This window comes from Holdemania massiliensis, from assembly GCF_022440805.1.
GTDB classification, from domain to species: Bacteria; Bacillota_I; Bacilli_A; order Erysipelotrichales; family Erysipelotrichaceae; genus Holdemania; species Holdemania massiliensis_A.
Genome location: NZ_JAKNTK010000001.1, coordinates 1,665,410 through 1,681,446, shown reverse-complemented (window position 1 = coordinate 1,681,446; position 16,037 = coordinate 1,665,410). Strand labels below are relative to the sequence as shown.

The window sequence follows — 16,037 nt, the reverse complement described above, 5'->3', positions numbered from 1 at the left end:
CTATATTACTCATTGTCAACATCTTACGATCACCTCATATCTTACTTTAAAAGTCTCAGTGCCGATCAAGTAAGTAAACTCCAGCTGATACCGTCCTGGCGCAGCTGGCGCGAGCTGTGCATAGAGGAGCTGCCGTTGTCGATCAATCTGACAGGGGCCGCTTAAGGATATTACGCCATCTTGGGTCAGCGTAAACGTTGCATCCTTAATGTAAAAAGACTCACCCAAGGCGCTAGTTATCTGGATGATTGCATTTTTATCCTCGCCCAAAATGTACATCATGTTACCCACTCCTCTCTGTATGCCTGCCCAATAAGAGTAGGCACATACCGCAAAGGCACCATATCGACATGTAACTTGCTGGCGTCAAAGGTCAGTAAATAAGTAGCATAGTAGCTGACATTACCGGCCTCATCCTCCGCGTACAAATCGATCACGTACTCGCAAGACTCCACAAAAGGGACTGCAGCTGTCCACAGTCCCTCCGAAGTCTGAGTAAACTCTAAATCATATTGACCAGCGCGTCCGTAAACACGGGTAACCATTACGCATCCGTAACCTCGACGGTGACCGTGATCGTACCGCCAGTGTTTACCGGATCCGGGGTCACCGTGATTGTCCCAAATACAGGAGCAACCGTATCCAGAACAACGTCGCGCGTGAGCTCCGAGTATTTACCGGCAGCATCCGTCGCCCGTACCACGATGGTGTTGTTGCCCTCTCTAAGGGTCAGAGCCTTGCTAAAGTTACCGCTGGCATCGACGGTAATCGCGCCCTGATCGGTGCCGTTAAGAGTAACTTTGACGGTGACAGGACTGGACGTAGCGTCGGATGTCGTACCGGAGATCGTGCAGGCAGCCTTGTTTGTTGGCGTCGTCGGCTGGTTAACGGTCAGCGCTGGCGGCGTTGTGTCTTGCTTGTAGGTAATGCTTGCCACTGTGGAGGCATTGCCGTCATTGTCGCTACAACTTGCCGTGATCGTATGGCTGCCATCTGTTAGCGCCGCTTTAGGTGTATAGCTTAAATTTACACCACCACTGACATCGGTCAGTGTATAATCCGCGGCCGCAACTGCGACGTTATCGATTTTAAGCACGATCGACGATTTTGCCACACCTGATCCCGCATCTCTAAACTGTGCCGCAATGGCAGGCTTATTCGTGGTAACGGTGGATCCGTTCGTCGGCGCTGTGACGGATGCCGTTGGCTTGACTGTCTCCTTAACTCTGATCGTCTTAGACGTGTCGGACTTGGAGTTTCCGGCTACGTCAGTTGCTGTAAAAGTTAAGGGGTAAACATGGTTTTCCTCCCCCCATGACGTTGTGCTGGGTGCTGTGATTGTTGCCTCATACTTTTTAGTAGTGGAGTTGTAGGTTAGATCGTATGCTTGACCGTTAAGGGTCACTTTTACTGTTTTTATCGCCACAAGATTTTACTCTCCTCTCATAGTCCATAGAGGACATCATGCCAAGTTTTGTTTTTTAGCTGCTCCCAAGTGTTGCCGTTTTTAACCTCAATCCAGAGCTGATAAGCATACTCGATTACCAGTTTAATGTTGGCAGGTATCGTGTCATAGATGGAGGTATAGAGTGGCGTAAGGTCTGGTAGCTTTTCCAATCCGCGGTAAGTGATCCGTACTACGTAAGGATCCAGGTGCTGGGTAATGGATACAGGCACGCCCAGATAAGCCTCAACGATGCGCTTAAGTGTATCAAGATTGATCGGCGGCTGACTCATAAACTTGGCTTGTATCGCCTGACGGCGTGATTGCAGATCATCCTTAATTGGGCTCGCAATGTCAAAGATAGACTCCCAGCGCTGCACAGTCTCCGTATCCATTGACATAATGTATCGGTTATCCACAAACTGCCTCAACAGCTCATAGTAGTGACTCATATCAACGTCAATTACACCTGCCAAGGTCTTGATTTCAAGTAGATCTCTGTAAAGCTCCGGTAAATACTCTTGATAAGTCTTTGCTGGTTCAAGCTTTTCCATTAGCCGGCCTCCTGCAGTGTGATCGTACCGATAACCGGCACCTCGTAGGACTGCGCTGTCTTATCCAGTACAAGATTGGCTGCGGTACCATTGATCTGCACATTAACCGCATCCAGGATCCCGGACACATTTAAAATGGCTACAGTTACGCGGCTTTGGAAAATTGTTGACTCGTCAAACGGGATTGACTCTACGTAAGCTTTAATCTCCGCGGTTGCCTTTTGCTTTAAGAGCTCAAAGCTCTCGCCAGGCTTGATCCGCAAGCTGGCCGTAATGTCAATAACTTTATCTTTGCTGGTGGATACGGTCACAACGTGTCCGATCGGAGCGAGACCACCTGTAGGATCATCTGCAGGCTGGAACAGATCTTGGACTTTTTTGATCAGCTCCACCGAGGCTGTGCGGCCATCAGCGTTGCCAATCATCAATAAAACTGTACCGGGTCCACCCCAGATCGGAAATACTTTGACGGATCCGACGCCCTCTATAGCCAGCGTTTTCTCCTCATAATCCGCAACATTGCCTCCAAACGGCGATCGACGGACATGGTCATAATAGCGATCGCGCAAAGCATCATCCGTCTCAGCATCAGCACCTTCCAATAGCACTTCACCGAGTTCCGCTCGTCCAAGGTTATTAATATTTTGGATAGGTAACAGATCTCCCTGGTACTGGTTGCCTAAAATTCCGGCGATCTCTGCCTCTGCTTGATAAACTCCGATATCAGCCTCATCTGTTACAGCAAGTGTAAGATCATTAATCCTAAACCGACTGCCGATCGGGATCTCCAGAGAGCTGCCGATGTTGTCATAAGTCCGGATCATCCTGCAGGCTTTGACCGCCTGCTTGCGCTCTACACCAAACTGGCCAACGCATCGATCCAGCCAGTCCTCGATTGCGGTGTCTGGCAAAAACAGATTCATGAGCCAAGTCAATAACCAGTAGGATCTGGAAAGCTCAAAGCAAACTGGAGCGAGCGTAGTGTAAATGACGCTTCCCTCGCGCTTGTCGTACCCATCCGGAACACGGCTCAGCGCGTCGTCCAGCAATGTCTGGTAATCATAATCCTTCACTCAAGCCCACGCTCCTTTCTTCGTAAAAGTCACCGTAAATCGAAGTAACTTTAAATTTAACTTGCAGATTCTCACCGATCTTATTGATCGTAAAATCATCAACGTCGATGATCCTCTCGTCGATCATCAGAGCCTCTCGAATCATACGACGGACATCTCCGAGCACATAATCCAGAGGCTTGCCGATCAGATCCTGCAGATCGTGGCCAAAATTACGGCTGTAAATCTCGTGCTGAAACCGCGGCACAGAAAGCATGATCCTTACGGCCTGCTTGACCGAGTCCAGCTCATCCACGAGCCCGCGGATCCGCCCGCTGCTTGGATCTATTTTAAACGTTTTTGCTTTATACCTCATGGCAGCCTCCCGACGATCGCATAACGCTGACCGCCTTGCTTTTTAATTACAACCACCCGAGATCCAACTGGCAGCTGATCGTGCAGCGTGATTGTTTTTTTGACGTCGTCAATTGTGATCTCTACCTGCCGATCCGTATATTGATCTGGCAGATCAACCATACTTGCTGGGATAACAACACCCGTTTTTTCGATCCGGAGAGATCCTGATTTATCAATCAGCGTTGCATACAATAAGTCACTCAAGCCTGCATTATCCATGTAAGCAGCAACCGCTTTTTTAATTGCATCATAAAAGCTTGCCATATCATAAACTCCCATCTATAACCAGGGTCAGATCCATCGTGTGGATCCCGTTAGACCATTTGTGGACAGCTTTGTCCACGATCGCCCACAGATCAATACCGCAGTCATTTAAGATCACTCGGACGCCGCTTCCGCCCCTCACACGCACATCACCTAAAGCTGACATGGTCAGGGTTACGGTCTCGCGATTCTTTAGTTTGAGTAACATATTGGCTTTGTCGATCAGCTGGGCGTCGGTGCCTGACGTCACTTTTTCAAAGTGCTGCAGCACGCCCCACTTGCCGATGTTGTTGCCATCTCGCGCGATGTAAATATCCCGTTTACCGGTCTTTTTGTTGTCATAAGCCAATTTGACCTGGTTGTAGGTGTCGGAGTCAATGCTGACCTGATACTCATACTTAAATCCCAGTGATTGCTCACCCACGATAAGCGGCAGCCGCATATCCAACAGGTCTGTTAAAGCCAAGGCGCCAAAACGATCATACAAACAATAATAGTAGCCATTGAGCATTAGATTGTCTGAGATCGACTGATAAGCCATGTCCAGATAGGTCTGATTATCAAAGAGATAATCATCCAACGGGATTACACTGTTGGTCAGGCCAGCCACCCGTAGCTGCAGATTAGCCGCAATCACCTCGACAAATTGCGTTAAGCTCATCTGCTTACGCATAACCGTGTCCTTAGCTTTGAGGTATCGCAGCTGATCATAAGCGGTCACCTGGATCCGTTTATCCTGAGTGCGCCGATGCGCAAAGACCCGTCCGGCAAACATGTCAGTACCTGGGCTAAACGTTAAATAAGATCCATTGACTGGAGCGAGATCCGGCAGGATCGTAAATTCCAGCTTGCTCGCTCCATTTTTCCAACAACTCGTTAAAGTAATATTACCAGCAATATTTTCGATATCTTTGACGCCGCCACACTCTATAAGCAAGCTCATCCGATAAACACATCCAATCCATAATTGATCTGATAGCGATTTTTATCTTCCTGGTTTTCTTCTTTTTTATCTGGAAGATAAGTGTATTGAATCGGCTGATCTGTCCGTGATAGGTAATCGCGCATAGCAGAATCATCGTAGTTGTAAGGGTCGTATGTGTACTGGATTGGTGAGTTGTTAGCAACGATATACGAGTCACCTACGATCTCGTTGGCCTTTTTATCTCCTGGAGGACCACAGATCACATGATCTAAGGCTGACCACTTGTCCGCTGCAGTTTTCACATTGTATCCGCTGCCTTGTACCTTTTTAGGCTTAAGCACAGGGATAATACCTGGCCTTTGGATATATGGGATTCCGGTCTCTTTTGCCTTTGCTTCAACATATTCGACGAGTTTCAACCCAACTTCGTAACAGCCGTCCTGGACTTCTTTCTTTTCAAGTTTTTCAATATAGACTAAGACCGATACACCGTACTCTGTCCCGTTAGAGATGACCAGGCGTTGTTGAGTACCGTTTTTGATTTTATCCTCAAGATAGGCGATCACCTCAGCTGGAACTTTAAAGTTATCAATGCCTAAATCGTTGTTAGCCAGCAACATAAAGTCAAAATTCCAACGTTTGAGGCTCGTGTCCTCCAGCTGCGGGACATTGCCTTGACCAATTACCGCATACTCCTTGACCTTGCGCTCTAGGCTGTCTGCGACGGTCTCGGGATTAATCGGCAGCTGCAGATCGCCGATAAAAATTGAGTAGCTCATCAATACGCCCCCTCTGCCTCGTTGCTGATCATCGCTGTCAGCTCATTAGCCAGCTGATCGGTAATGCCATTGATATCCGCAGTCTGATTGACCTGACCGATCGTCACCTGCATCTGCGGTGCCAGGGTTGCCGTGCTGAACTTTGCAACGTAATCCCGGTTAGCGAGATCCATCAGATACTTAAGGTTATCCTCCTCAATCTGCACGTCCCCAGACACGGAGATCGGCTCATCATTGGCTACGTTGACATCCAGTGCCTTCGACGCCGCAAAATCCTTATTGAGCTGATCGTAATTAAGATCTTCGGCAAGCGCATTTTTAGCACTGTTGGCTTGAGATGTGAAATACCCCAAGAGCGCCGCTCCACCTGCCAACAGCCCAATAAAAAGTCCCAGAGGGCTGAAAAGTAGCGTTGCATTTAAACCCATGATTGCTTTTTGTGCAACTCCTGCCATCGCTGCAAAGTAGGCCTCTTGAATCGCAGCTAAACCAGTGGCAATCTTTAAAGCCACAAACGCACTAGTTGCGAAAATAAGTACCGGAACTAGGACCTCAGCATTATCCACAACAAAAGCTAAAGCGTTCCCTACAAAGGTAGCTCCTGCCGCAAATAAATCGAAAAATGGTTGGAACTTACCAGCGTCCAGCATCTCCTGCAGGCGGCCGATGATGTTCAGAACCGGCTGCATCGAGGTCGTCATGTTTTCTCCGAATGCGTCCTTGAGGTTGGAAGAAAACATGTTCAACTGCACCATCAGATTACCAGTATTTTTGTCTACGACAGACTGCGTAGCTCCAAACTTGGCCATCTGCTGATCGATGTAGTCCAGTCCACCGGAGATGTCTCCGGTATCAAAATAGTTGCGCAGTGTCTCACCGCTCAAGCGTATGCCAAAGCGGTTGCGCATTGACATGGTGTCGCCCTCTAGCGCCTCTTTAAGCGCAAACACGGCGCCCTCGGAGCCTTGTGTTGGGTCCTTAGCATACAGCCTCTCAGTCATTTTAAAGAGCCGTGTCATATCATCCAGGTCACGAGATACCGTATTAAATGCCGTAAAGCCTTTGGCCAGATCAGTGCGACCCAAAGCACTGTCCTTGGCGTAATCACCGACATACTGATAGATCCCAGCTCCCAGCTGATCGTTGCCAACCAGAGCTTGGATTGTGTTACTCTGCGAGCTTTGCATTGCTGCGCCTTGGATCCCAGACCACATCAGATCAAAGGCTTTTTTAACGGCATAACCGATTGAAACAAAACCCATCAGCTTTTTGCCGATCTTGTCCAGAGGGTTAATGACTTTTGCCTCCATCTTTTGAGCCTCGTCGCCCATACCCTGGATTGCGTCTTTTGCCTGCTCAGTGGCTTGATCTGCCTTTTGTGTGTTCTTGACGATCTCCATGAGAGCTTTAGAGTATTTGTCATCCAAGATAAATGTTGCCGATAAAGGTACCGCCATCAGTCATGCCTCCTTTCTGCGATCTTTTTGTTTTCCTCCGCAGCCACAGAAAGGGAAGCATAAATAAACGCTTTCTCTGCCTGTGACATTGCTGCCAGCTGTCCCGGTGTGATCTTAAGATTCTGCAGGACGACGTGGGCGAGCGCCATCTCGCCGCCCTGCCTGATCAGTTTTTTGCTTCTTTAATCTTCGCGTTCAGGTCATCATAAATACCGGCAAGCTCAAACACGGCATTACGTAACTGCGTGTACTCGCCGATCAGCAGCATGCGCATCAGCAATTCACGCTCACCCAGCACGCCATAGGCTTTCTGCAACTCCGCATTTTTCAGATCTGGGTAGACTACTGCTGCGGCAATCATATCCGCCTGATATCCGGAGTTATCAAAATCCTGGGAGCCGTCCTTTTTGGTCTTCATGTTCCGTTTCATCATTTCCTGAGCTTCGTCGGTCAGAATGGGTCTAATCTCAAAGGGTACAGGCTTGCCATCCTCGTCCAGAAATCGGTCAGAGATAACAACCTCTTTGTTTTGTACCTGCTTGGGTTGCAGGAATGCGGCTAAACTTTTACTTGTCATAGTACCTCCTTAAAATGATAGAGCCGGCCTAATAAGAGACCGGCTTTTTAAACTTATCTAAAATATCGTAGTCCCCAAAGATCAGATCACTGTCCTGCGGTGCCGTCTCACTGGCCGCCTCCTCGATGGCGAGCAGTGGGATTTTTTTAAGGATACAGTGATACAGTACAACCTCCAGCCGGCCGACCTCTGAGGCTGGGTCATCGTGATAGCCCTGGATCGTAATTGCCGGAAAGATGCCGGTCTTTTTGTACTCTGCTAACAGATCAATAAAGTCACTGGTCATGTGGTAAAAGGACATGCTGCCGGAACCTTTGAGCCCGATCGCGCGGCCTTGTTCCATCCGGCTTCCCAACAGTTGCTTTTCCCACGTCTTTACTTCTACGGTGGCTGACAACTTAGACAGCTCAAACAGCTTGCGGTTCTGGCCGTTGATCGTAATGTATCCGGCACCCTCGGTGCACATTGGGATATTTTCAATGCGTGTTTTTACGTTTGCCATTACTGCACCTCCACATCAATGTAGATCTTGTCTACGGTATCCGTTGGCTTGATGGCCAGCTGGATATGCACGGAGTCTTTATCTGTCAGAGCCTCAACCTGGATATCCTCGGCGGCGTCAAAATCCTCGATTGCTCCACTCGCCTGCAGCCCATTGAGGTACTCCGCCAATGTGCCTTTGAGCAGATTGCGGCCGTCCTTGTTGTTCTGCACTTGACCGATGTAATTGGTCTCGTAAATGCTGATCACGTCGCTGTGGATCGCATCGATGACTCGGATCACCTTGTTTTTGCGGTAGTCTTTTGGCTTTTGGCTATACGTCACTAGGGTGTTGATATCGTACTCAATGACAACACCTTTACGCCGCACGCTAAAGACCAGCTGACCATCTAGGATTGCCTGCTTGATCTGATCATCCGTCAGTCGTGGGCTGCAGTCTACCGCACCATCTACTGCCGCAAAGGTCAGCGACTGCGTACTACCTGCAGCTGCACTGGCGCCAGCGACATAAGCACAGGCGTCCTGCGCAGCCACAACTGTACCATCATCCAGGATAAAGCCATTTTTAACGCTAATCACTGCCTCACTGTCGGATCGCATGTTTTCTAGCACCGCCTGCATGAGATGAGACTCTGCACGCTCAGCTTTGACAAAATCGATAATCTTGTTTTTGATTGCCTGGTCAGTGCTCGTGCAGGTGATGATGTTAAAATCTTTGATCTTAGCTGCAGCTAAAAAGGCATCATAGTCATCAGCAGCCGCTGGAGTATCGGTAGCGCCTGACAAACGGACAATCTTGTCTACCAACGTGCCCGATCCCGTAATCGTAATAAACTCATTAGCCATAAACTCTGCGGCAGTATTAACGACCTGGACATCCATCTCCTGCGTGTCCAGATAGGTGCTGATCTGGTATCCAGTCTCCAATGCCTTAACCTGGACACTGATATCATTGCCTCGGGTGCCCTCATAGAGAGCCGTTGCCGTAATCCCAGACGCCAGCTCACCAGCAGCTTTGGTACCACCGTTAAGTCGATAGACCAGGACGGTCTGAGCGTTTTTGAGGATCAGCTTAATCGGCAGCATGACGCTGTCGTTGAGCTGATAACCGAGTTTATAGAGCGGACTCTGATCCTGTTGAATCTCTGTAAACCCTGGTGTGCCCCAGTTTAAAGCCAGGGGAATGGCAACGACGCCGAGATTATCCCGAGTCAGTGCCGTCAGCTCGGCATTGACGTTGACATAAACCCCTGGTCGGGTTTTATTCATGTTCATCATGTTTCACTCCTTCCTCGAGCGATAGGTTATTCATTTCTGGATCACTCGGATCCAGTGCCTGCCGGATATCCAGCATAAACTGGATGTGCAGGACTTTCTGTTCACGATCATAACTGATCGTTTTATTTTTAAACCAAAGCTGCTTATCATTTAAAGCTAACTGCCTAAACGGTAGCCCGAAGGTATCCTGTACCTGATAAATGTCATCCATAAAGTTAGACTTGCGATCATCAGGCAGGTAGTCGATCACAAATGGGATGTCACGCCGGTAGTAATCCTTTAAGCTGGATACCTCATCAATCTGCAGCGTGGTAATAAAAAAGCAAGGCAGCTTGATGTCTTGCAATACAGGACTATCGTAAATTTTGACGTCAGGATACTGAGTTTTTATCCAAGACGCGATCGCTTGTATCAGATCATAAACCATGTTTTGCTTTGACCCTCCTCAGCTCTGCATCATAAATCCAGGACAGTGCTCTCTCCGCAGTTTTTACTGCTGACTCCAAAAAAAACTGACCGGGGACATAACCAGTAGTTATCTTTACACCGTCGACAATGGCAACCAAACGATGTCCATTATTAACATAGACCGCATAATCCACATTGTTGGTTATGTACTTTTGTACCTGCCCTTTACGGACATAGGTGCGACTTAGGTGCCAACCTCGCCGCAGAGTACCTCCCTGACGAGCAACAGAGGTTGTAAAATGGACGTGCTCACCTTTAGAGGTAATAAAATTGACCTCTTTATCATAACTACCCACTGGCGTATTTTGCACAGCGGATCGCTGCATAACATCCATGGCCATATCAACAACCTTTATCTGAGACTCTTTCAGATCCACATCTAGTTTTTTGAGAGTTTCGAGAAACTCGGCAAAAATGTTATCACTCATAGGTCTGTGACCTCCTGGCAGGTCACCTCCAGGTGACTACCATAGCGGATTGCCTTACCTGCAGTTAAGACATAAGTCAGCCCTTGCTTTATAACGATCAAGCGATCACCTTGCTTTATCTCTACCTCCGGACGTGTGAAGATCTGGAAAACATTAACAACCTGATATCTCCCTACACCATCAGGCACAGACATTGTCTTAACAGATAAGTGACAACGCACACCTTTTTTGACGTCAACATATTGCTCGTTACGATCCAAGGCTCCAGCTACCTCTGGCTGGATCCGTTGGATTGTGCAGCTGTCCTCACGTCGGCTGTCCAACAGATCAGCTAATGTGGCTACCATGGGAATAGTCTCCTATACTGATTAAGCTCTCCTGTATAACTGTTGATGATCGATTGTAGCGTGACCGTCTCTGATCCACTCTCAAATTGGACTGTTGCATCTCCCTCACTAATAGACTTAACTCGTTGGTTAAGTCCATCCGCAGCCTTACCAGCATTGTGCAGCTGCAGCGCTGCCTCTATCCAGACCTCCTCTAGTCCATCTGGCACAAGCGCCTGGATCGGGATCCGACAATAGTTGAGGATGGAGGATCGGATCCGCGTAACCGCTGAGGTCAGATCCTCCTGCATTAACTCTGGATTGCGCAAGACAAGCTGATCCACGATGTTTAAGACTTGCTTCTCTGCCTCAACCCGCAGCTTCGGCATTTTTCTTTTCCTTGCTTTTCAGCTTGCCTAACTCCGTCTTTAATCCGTGGATCGTCTTTTCTGCTTCTTGCAACTTATCTTTCAGCGCCTCCAATTCTGCGCTTTGATCCGGTTTAATCCGGGCTTTCAAAGCGTTGATCTCTGCCAGGTGCTCAGCATAGCTGATCGTCTTACCGCCAGTTGCTGGCTCTACGATATGCCCCTTATCGTCGATAACATCGTAGCCGTCACTGAGATATGTCGCCTTATCGCGATCATCGATTAACAACTCACGATTGCGTCTTTTAATCCGTAACACAACTATACCCCCTTACGCCGCATCCGGCTCTTGGATAAATGCGATAGCGCCCATCTTGTAGTCCAGCGCAAACATATCTTCAAACGATTCTTCAAAGTATAACTGCTTGCCCTTAGTCTTTGCGGATGGCTCATCCAGTGCTGCAAAGGTGTAATTGACGCACGGTAACACTGCAGTCGGATGGATCAGCAGCATGTGCAGCTGACGCGCCGAAGCGCCGACCTTCCAGCCCTTCGTAAAGTCATACACAGTCTTCATGAGTTCCGATGGTACTGCCGGTTCAATCATGACCTCATCAATGCGGCTGATGTTACGATTAACGGACTTTTCTCCGCCCTCTGCGCTGATGATCCGTTGGATGTCCTTGGCTTGCTTTAACAGCGTTTTGACGTGTGGAGTAACGTACAGGATGCGTCCCTGCTGTGGCACACGAGCCTCATCCATGGCTTCCATCAGCTTATCAAACTCAGATAAAATGTTATCGACCGTCAGATCTACTTTAACGACCTTGTCAGCATTGCTGGTGATGTAGTCGGAATATAAAGCGGAGATCGTATAGGCGTCCATTTCCGGAAATTTCTGTTCCTGGTTATAGACCTTCGTTGCGTTCTGGATTGCCATGACACCACCAGTCTGCTGGACATCCATTGGATGGATCAGCGTCTCCCAGGTACGGTGATTGCGCAGCTGCTTAGTGATCCACTCGTTATCATGGTTGCGGGTAAAACCGCCGATTGTATCTCGGTCACCATCAACTCGGCCATTTGTAGTGATGTGCGGGATCTTGATGGTATCTGCATCAACTACCTTGTAGATGTCTTTGTTTGGGCTGTTCCATAATGCGCCGAAATGCAGCACATACGGGAAAGATTGAAGTAATGCTTTTGAATACAGTTCTGCATAATTTACTACTGCCATAATTAAATACCTCCTATTGTTTTGGCATGTCTTTTAATGTGGTAAAGCCAAAGTTAAACTCGGATCCTTTAGGTGCTCCTCCCGCGGGTGGAGTAAAGCCTCCAGCAGTTGGATCTGTACCTGCAGGTGCATCAACGTCAAACAGGTATGCGTCAGACTTTTTTAACGCCTCCAGCTGATCATCCAGACCAAGTACTTTGTCGCCATCAAGCTTGATCTTCGCCTCGTCCAACAGAGCACGCGCTGCCTTTGGATTTTTGGCCTTTGCCCGCATGAGCGCAATCTCAACTGCGCTGTCTGTGCGGATCTTAGCGGTATCCTGGTTGTACTTGGTCTCCCAGTCCGCAGCTGCAGTCTTGAGCTTGTCCACGTCGACCCCATCCCACTTTTTGATTTCTCCCTGCAGGTTTTTGATCGTTGTATTAGCAGTGGTCAGCTCTGCCTCTTTGGCTTTAAATTTGTCGGATGATACGTAGCTGCCATCACCGATATTACCGATCTTAATTTGCTTTTCCTTGTTTTCAGCTTTACCATTGTGTTCCTGGATCGCATTGACCAGCTGATCAAAGGTCAGTGCGCTGTCGCCAAATAATGCTTTTAAAAAATCCATGTTTTCCTCCTTGCGAGCGATTTAATTTATATATCCGCAGCCACTCTGCGGTTGTCGCTTGGCGTGCATTTATATCCCGACACGCTGGGGATAGCAAGCCGTTTAGTGCCATGCTTAGGGCATAATAAAAGGCCGCATTTTCTGCGACCTAATATTTAGCTTTGGGTTAATTCCAAGGTCTGCACCAAAACGCTGGACCTATCTTTAGTTCTTGCTCCTCATCTAATATTTTCACTATTTCTTCGTCCGAAAAATCAGGAAATAGCTCTTTCCACAATTCTACTGATTCTTTAAATTCTTCAAGACTACCTAAAGCCTTAATGTGCCAGACATACTTTTCGTAATCAATCATGATACCACCTCCGCAAGAATGCGAACTTTTCCTTCTTCAAGGATAGCATTTAAAATTTTATATCGCAATCCTCTGCCAAATAAAACTTCTTCTTGATTCTTGTATTGAGCGTAAGCATATTCTTTTACGTATAAAGCGTTTTTCGTTCCCGCTCTTACAACTAAGGTTATTTCGGTATTCCTTCCAGGATAATTCCAATCGTCGAATGAAGTGGACGTGTAAATTTGATTAGTTGCAGTTTTCCCAATTAACTCTGAAACAGTTTCTTCAGTTATTGCTGTTCCTTTAGGAAAAATATCTAAAAATCGAACATCAGTTTTTCTGTAAAGCAGAACATCATCTGTAATCTCACCTTTTGAAATTGCTGAATCTAACTTTTTCATTTCTTCTGCGTACTTTTCAGGCTTTCCAAGTTTTATCAAGGAATTAATTTTTGAAGAAAGAGCCCCGGTCATTTTCTGTACGACTTCTTTTTCATCTTCTGATAAAGCTTCTGTCTGTTTAAGCATTTCTGTTTTTACTGCTTTAACAGTTTTTACTTTATCTTGACCATATGTCTTTTTCCATTCCTTGTACTTCATGTCGGATGGAACTTTTTCGGTCTTGCCTGTCGTTTTGCTTCTGGCCGCCCGTGTCCCCGTCTCCTCCAAGCCCTCGGTCACCGGCGCAGTCGTCGTGCGACACCATGGATGGAAGGGAGGGCAGTTCTCGCCTTTTTGCGCTTTATCGACGTCAAACTGCTTGCCATCCATCTCCTGGCAGATCTTGCTGGTCTTGCTGTCGAGCGTAGCCACAATCTTATACTGTTGCACTCCATCGGCCTTATAGGCCCTCATCTGGGCATCGGTATGGACAGCTGCACTCTCAGTGTAAAGCAGTCGATAGGCCTCATACCTACCAACGTTAAACTCTTTGGCAAACTCTTTTGATAACTCGTAAGGATTGCGCCCCGTAGCCATAGCATCTGTTAAAGTCTGCCTTACCCGGTAGTTAAGATTCTGCTGGTTGCGCCAGATCGACTGGCTAAAAGTCGCACCCGCTACCGGCTGACTGATGATCTCCCTGATCAGGTTCTCGTCGAGCCCGACGAAGTCCCCGTGAAATCCACGATACTGGTCAATGTCAAACAACGTCTTGTAAAAACTGTCCTCACAAACTTTGCTCGCGGTATCCTGGATCATCTTCTCGGTTTTGCCCGTCAGATTTTCCATGATTGCCTTCAAATTCGTTTCCAGAGCCTGATAACGCGTGATCCTGGATTTAGTAGACAAGTTCTCCAACTCCAAGTTAAACGTCCCTACAGAGCTACGAGCGAGCTGTTCAAAGGTTTTCAAGTCATCTTTAAACTCTCGGAGCTCCTCGAAATTAAGCAGCTTCTGAGCCTCAGAGTAACTTATTTTGTTATCTTTTGCGTAGCGCGCCCAGAAGTCTCGGATCACTGTCTGCGTATCCTTAAGGGCATCGTCAAAAAAGTGTGTCAGCTCCTCTTGCTGTGCCTCGACAGTGCGCTCCGCAGCCTTAAAGCGATCCTCAGATCGTTTCTTCCAGTAGTCGGCGTTGCTGTTACTCATCTACTGGATCCTCTGGATTGTCACCAAACTGCGGCAGTTTCATCATTTCTTCCTGGCGTTGTTTTTCTTCGGATTTAATCCGCTCTCGCTCATCCTGCCAGTTGTCAACTAGCGGGTGTTCCTTGGTTTTGGTCTCGTCTGACATGATGGCACTTGGTGTCTGCGTAATCATCTGCACGATCTCAAGATAATTCTTAGGCTTATTGCGTGTCCAGGTCTGCTCGATCTTGGCCGGATCGTCTAATCCTGTGTGCTGGGTGATCACTCTGATCAGCTCGTCGATCTTTGGCCGGAACTCGGTCTCCATCATGCCAGCTTTGAGTTCAAGCAGCTGATAGAGGTAGTCGAGATAAGCGCCCGACGCGTTGCCGACTTTGTCAGGGTTAGGATCCACCGCCATCGCCGCAATGTAGAGCTGTACCTTAAGCAGCTCAATAAACTTGCTGCGAGCCTCGTATGGGATATCGCCGTGGACAACCTCAAGGCCACCGTTATCGTCAACACCAATCCACTTGGATGCTTTAAGCATCTGCAGAGGATCCAGCGGTACCTGCTTAGGGTTGCCGTCCTTGTCATAAATGGTTTGCTCACGTTGTCCTTGATAGTTCTTGATAACGTAAATAATCTCCTGAATATCATCTATATCATTGGCAAAGCCAGAAAACACTTTGTCATAGACGTCGATCAGATCCTGGTACATCTCTAAGTCACTTGTCGCATCGGCATTATTTCTAAATTCAATAAACGGGATCTTGCCGAACCGGTTAGGCAATACCTTGGGACCGGTAAAACCAGATTGCTCAGGGTGCTGCTCAGGCTTGACGTCTTTGAGCAGTTCTGACGTTTTGCGCAGGAAATAGCTGCACTCTTTGTCATCCCAGATCTCATAACGCTCATAAGTCTCGCCCACATCATCGGTCATCGCATAAGTCCGGATCAGATATTTAAGCGGCAGTTTAATGTTATTGACATCATAAACAGGCAGGATCTGCTCTGGACTAACCCAGTGATACTGCAGTTTTTGCTGCTCATCGATGTAGTAATGCAGCCATGCCCGCCCCCAGTTGGAGGCATCAAGACCTAGCTTTTTTAATACACGACCAAAGTCGCTGCCCAGAGTTTGTGCAAGCTGATCATTAGCTTGTGGGCTGCCAATATCCAGCTGCGGCGGATACGTAAACAGATAACCGATCTTTTGATCAACAAAGACTTTGTGATAGCCGGTCGGGATCCTGTTATCAGCAGACTTGAGCGGGTTTTTACCGAGATCACATAAAAAGCGATTGATCTCGTCAATCGCCGCGGCTCCCGTCTGTTTAATTTTTGATCGGTTGTGGTAATACTCCTCGCCGCTCTTTGCGGCGGCCAGCTGCCGATCGCGATCTCTAAACGCCGCGTTAAGCAGTTTTTGCGCCTTTTGTAAATCCAT

General features: G+C 47.8%; 23 protein-coding genes. All 23 read right to left on the bottom strand.

Annotation, left to right across the window (positions count from 1 at the left end):
• Positions 1-15: 15 nt before the first annotated feature.
• The 23 genes from MCG46_RS07605 to MCG46_RS07500 all read right to left on the bottom strand — a co-directional run bounded on the left by MCG46_RS07605 (position 16) and on the right by MCG46_RS07500 (position 16,037).
• Positions 16-282 carry a hypothetical protein gene (locus MCG46_RS07605; protein WP_240279039.1) on the bottom strand — a complete coding sequence of 89 codons (267 nt, stop codon included), beginning with the start codon at positions 280-282 and terminating at the stop codon, positions 16-18.
• Positions 279-545 (bottom strand): PF13754 domain-containing protein, encoded by a 267-nt coding sequence (locus MCG46_RS19625; protein WP_430622661.1) that lies wholly within the window; start codon positions 543-545, stop codon positions 279-281. The genes MCG46_RS07605 and MCG46_RS19625 overlap by 4 nt, the downstream gene beginning before the upstream one ends.
• The gene (locus tag MCG46_RS19560) at positions 545-1,426 is read right to left on the bottom strand and encodes an Ig-like domain-containing protein (protein WP_240279037.1); all 882 of its coding nucleotides are present in this window, start codon (positions 1,424-1,426) and stop codon (positions 545-547) included. Before MCG46_RS19560 ends, MCG46_RS19625 begins: the two co-directional genes overlap by 1 nt.
• A 17-nt stretch (positions 1,427-1,443) precedes the next feature.
• Positions 1,444-1,998 (bottom strand): putative phage tail protein, encoded by a 555-nt coding sequence (locus tag MCG46_RS07595; protein WP_240279035.1) that lies wholly within the window; start codon positions 1,996-1,998, stop codon positions 1,444-1,446.
• Positions 1,998-2,909, bottom strand: coding sequence for a baseplate J/gp47 family protein (locus MCG46_RS07590; protein ID WP_240279033.1), 912 nt, complete (start codon positions 2,907-2,909; stop codon positions 1,998-2,000). Before MCG46_RS07590 ends, MCG46_RS07595 begins: the two co-directional genes overlap by 1 nt.
• A 148-nt stretch (positions 2,910-3,057) precedes the next feature.
• Complete coding sequence (locus tag MCG46_RS07585) at positions 3,058-3,426, bottom strand: DUF2634 domain-containing protein (protein WP_240279031.1); 369 nt, start codon at positions 3,424-3,426, stop codon at positions 3,058-3,060.
• The gene (locus tag MCG46_RS07580) at positions 3,423-3,731 is read right to left on the bottom strand and encodes a DUF2577 family protein (RefSeq protein WP_240279029.1); all 309 of its coding nucleotides are present in this window, start codon (positions 3,729-3,731) and stop codon (positions 3,423-3,425) included. The genes MCG46_RS07585 and MCG46_RS07580 overlap by 4 nt, the downstream gene beginning before the upstream one ends.
• A 1-nt stretch (position 3,732) precedes the next feature.
• On the bottom strand, positions 3,733-4,674 hold the full coding sequence (locus MCG46_RS07575) for an XkdQ/YqbQ family protein (RefSeq protein WP_240279026.1): 942 nt from the start codon (positions 4,672-4,674) through the stop codon (positions 3,733-3,735).
• Complete coding sequence (locus tag MCG46_RS07570) at positions 4,671-5,435, bottom strand: hypothetical protein (RefSeq protein WP_240279025.1); 765 nt, start codon at positions 5,433-5,435, stop codon at positions 4,671-4,673. The genes MCG46_RS07575 and MCG46_RS07570 overlap by 4 nt, the downstream gene beginning before the upstream one ends.
• A complete protein-coding gene (locus MCG46_RS07565; RefSeq protein ID WP_240279023.1) occupies positions 5,435-6,745 on the bottom strand; it encodes a hypothetical protein in 1,311 nt (436 codons plus the stop codon). The genes MCG46_RS07570 and MCG46_RS07565 overlap by 1 nt, the downstream gene beginning before the upstream one ends.
• A gap of 146 nt (positions 6,746-6,891) precedes the next feature.
• Positions 6,892-7,041 carry a hypothetical protein gene (locus MCG46_RS07560; RefSeq protein ID WP_240279022.1) on the bottom strand — a complete coding sequence of 50 codons (150 nt, stop codon included), beginning with the start codon at positions 7,039-7,041 and terminating at the stop codon, positions 6,892-6,894.
• 17 nt (positions 7,042-7,058) lie between these two features.
• On the bottom strand, positions 7,059-7,469 hold the full coding sequence (locus MCG46_RS07555; protein ID WP_240279021.1) for a phage tail assembly chaperone: 411 nt from the start codon (positions 7,467-7,469) through the stop codon (positions 7,059-7,061).
• A gap of 28 nt (positions 7,470-7,497) precedes the next feature.
• Positions 7,498-7,971 (bottom strand): phage tail tube protein, encoded by a 474-nt coding sequence (locus MCG46_RS07550; protein ID WP_240279020.1) that lies wholly within the window; start codon positions 7,969-7,971, stop codon positions 7,498-7,500.
• Positions 7,971-9,245, bottom strand: a complete 1,275-nt coding sequence (locus tag MCG46_RS07545) for a phage tail sheath subtilisin-like domain-containing protein (protein ID WP_240279019.1) — start codon at positions 9,243-9,245, stop codon at positions 7,971-7,973. The genes MCG46_RS07550 and MCG46_RS07545 overlap by 1 nt, the downstream gene beginning before the upstream one ends.
• Positions 9,232-9,675, bottom strand: a complete 444-nt coding sequence (locus MCG46_RS07540; protein ID WP_240279018.1) for a phage tail terminator family protein — start codon at positions 9,673-9,675, stop codon at positions 9,232-9,234. Before MCG46_RS07540 ends, MCG46_RS07545 begins: the two co-directional genes overlap by 14 nt.
• On the bottom strand, positions 9,665-10,144 hold the full coding sequence (locus MCG46_RS07535; RefSeq protein ID WP_240279017.1) for an HK97 gp10 family phage protein: 480 nt from the start codon (positions 10,142-10,144) through the stop codon (positions 9,665-9,667). The genes MCG46_RS07540 and MCG46_RS07535 overlap by 11 nt, the downstream gene beginning before the upstream one ends.
• Positions 10,141-10,491, bottom strand: a complete 351-nt coding sequence (locus MCG46_RS07530) for a hypothetical protein (protein WP_240279016.1) — start codon at positions 10,489-10,491, stop codon at positions 10,141-10,143. The genes MCG46_RS07535 and MCG46_RS07530 overlap by 4 nt, the downstream gene beginning before the upstream one ends.
• 348 nt (positions 10,492-10,839) lie before the next feature.
• The gene (locus tag MCG46_RS07525) at positions 10,840-11,157 is read right to left on the bottom strand and encodes a hypothetical protein (protein ID WP_240279014.1); all 318 of its coding nucleotides are present in this window, start codon (positions 11,155-11,157) and stop codon (positions 10,840-10,842) included.
• Between the two features lie 12 nt (positions 11,158-11,169).
• Positions 11,170-12,075 (bottom strand): hypothetical protein, encoded by a 906-nt coding sequence (locus MCG46_RS07520; protein ID WP_240279012.1) that lies wholly within the window; start codon positions 12,073-12,075, stop codon positions 11,170-11,172.
• Positions 12,076-12,088: 13 nt separating this feature from the next.
• Positions 12,089-12,685: a phage scaffolding protein gene (locus tag MCG46_RS07515; protein WP_240279010.1), complete on the bottom strand. Its 597-nt coding sequence runs from the start codon at positions 12,683-12,685 to the stop codon at positions 12,089-12,091.
• Between the two features lie 166 nt (positions 12,686-12,851).
• Positions 12,852-13,037, bottom strand: coding sequence for a hypothetical protein (locus MCG46_RS07510; protein WP_240279008.1), 186 nt, complete (start codon positions 13,035-13,037; stop codon positions 12,852-12,854).
• Positions 13,034-14,608 carry a minor capsid protein gene (locus tag MCG46_RS07505; RefSeq protein WP_240279006.1) on the bottom strand — a complete coding sequence of 525 codons (1,575 nt, stop codon included), beginning with the start codon at positions 14,606-14,608 and terminating at the stop codon, positions 13,034-13,036. The genes MCG46_RS07510 and MCG46_RS07505 overlap by 4 nt, the downstream gene beginning before the upstream one ends.
• On the bottom strand, positions 14,601-16,037 hold the full coding sequence (locus tag MCG46_RS07500; RefSeq protein ID WP_240279004.1) for a phage portal protein: 1,437 nt from the start codon (positions 16,035-16,037) through the stop codon (positions 14,601-14,603). Before MCG46_RS07500 ends, MCG46_RS07505 begins: the two co-directional genes overlap by 8 nt.

What these genes read in the sequence shown, in the direction of transcription:
- MCG46_RS07605 (WP_240279039.1), bottom strand. Translation starts at nt 282, where the DNA reads ATGATGTACATTTTGGGCGAGGATAAAAATGCAATCATCCAGATAACT.
- MCG46_RS19625 (WP_430622661.1), bottom strand. Translation starts at nt 545, where the DNA reads ATGGTTACCCGTGTTTACGGACGCGCTGGTCAATATGATTTAGAGTTT.
- MCG46_RS07595 (WP_240279035.1), bottom strand. Translation starts at nt 1,998, where the DNA reads ATGGAAAAGCTTGAACCAGCAAAGACTTATCAAGAGTATTTACCGGAG.
- MCG46_RS07585 (WP_240279031.1), bottom strand. Translation starts at nt 3,426, where the DNA reads ATGAGGTATAAAGCAAAAACGTTTAAAATAGATCCAAGCAGCGGGCGG.
- MCG46_RS07580 (WP_240279029.1), bottom strand. Translation starts at nt 3,731, where the DNA reads ATGGCAAGCTTTTATGATGCAATTAAAAAAGCGGTTGCTGCTTACATG.
- MCG46_RS07575 (WP_240279026.1), bottom strand. Translation starts at nt 4,674, where the DNA reads ATGAGCTTGCTTATAGAGTGTGGCGGCGTCAAAGATATCGAAAATATT.
- MCG46_RS07570 (WP_240279025.1), bottom strand. Translation starts at nt 5,435, where the DNA reads ATGAGCTACTCAATTTTTATCGGCGATCTGCAGCTGCCGATTAATCCC.
- MCG46_RS07565 (WP_240279023.1), bottom strand. Translation starts at nt 6,745, where the DNA reads ATGGAGGCAAAAGTCATTAACCCTCTGGACAAGATCGGCAAAAAGCTG.
- MCG46_RS07560 (WP_240279022.1), bottom strand. Translation starts at nt 7,041, where the DNA reads ATGGCGCTCGCCCACGTCGTCCTGCAGAATCTTAAGATCACACCGGGA.
- MCG46_RS07555 (WP_240279021.1), bottom strand. Translation starts at nt 7,469, where the DNA reads ATGACAAGTAAAAGTTTAGCCGCATTCCTGCAACCCAAGCAGGTACAA.
- MCG46_RS07550 (WP_240279020.1), bottom strand. Translation starts at nt 7,971, where the DNA reads ATGGCAAACGTAAAAACACGCATTGAAAATATCCCAATGTGCACCGAG.
- MCG46_RS07545 (WP_240279019.1), bottom strand. Translation starts at nt 9,245, where the DNA reads ATGAACATGAATAAAACCCGACCAGGGGTTTATGTCAACGTCAATGCC.
- MCG46_RS07540 (WP_240279018.1), bottom strand. Translation starts at nt 9,675, where the DNA reads ATGGTTTATGATCTGATACAAGCGATCGCGTCTTGGATAAAAACTCAG.
- MCG46_RS07535 (WP_240279017.1), bottom strand. Translation starts at nt 10,144, where the DNA reads ATGAGTGATAACATTTTTGCCGAGTTTCTCGAAACTCTCAAAAAACTA.
- MCG46_RS07530 (WP_240279016.1), bottom strand. Translation starts at nt 10,491, where the DNA reads ATGGTAGCCACATTAGCTGATCTGTTGGACAGCCGACGTGAGGACAGC.
- MCG46_RS07520 (WP_240279012.1), bottom strand. Translation starts at nt 12,075, where the DNA reads ATGGCAGTAGTAAATTATGCAGAACTGTATTCAAAAGCATTACTTCAA.
- MCG46_RS07515 (WP_240279010.1), bottom strand. Translation starts at nt 12,685, where the DNA reads ATGGATTTTTTAAAAGCATTATTTGGCGACAGCGCACTGACCTTTGAT.
- MCG46_RS07510 (WP_240279008.1), bottom strand. Translation starts at nt 13,037, where the DNA reads ATGATTGATTACGAAAAGTATGTCTGGCACATTAAGGCTTTAGGTAGT.
- MCG46_RS07505 (WP_240279006.1), bottom strand. Translation starts at nt 14,608, where the DNA reads ATGAGTAACAGCAACGCCGACTACTGGAAGAAACGATCTGAGGATCGC.
- MCG46_RS07500 (WP_240279004.1), bottom strand. Translation starts at nt 16,037, where the DNA reads ATGGATTTACAAAAGGCGCAAAAACTGCTTAACGCGGCGTTTAGAGAT.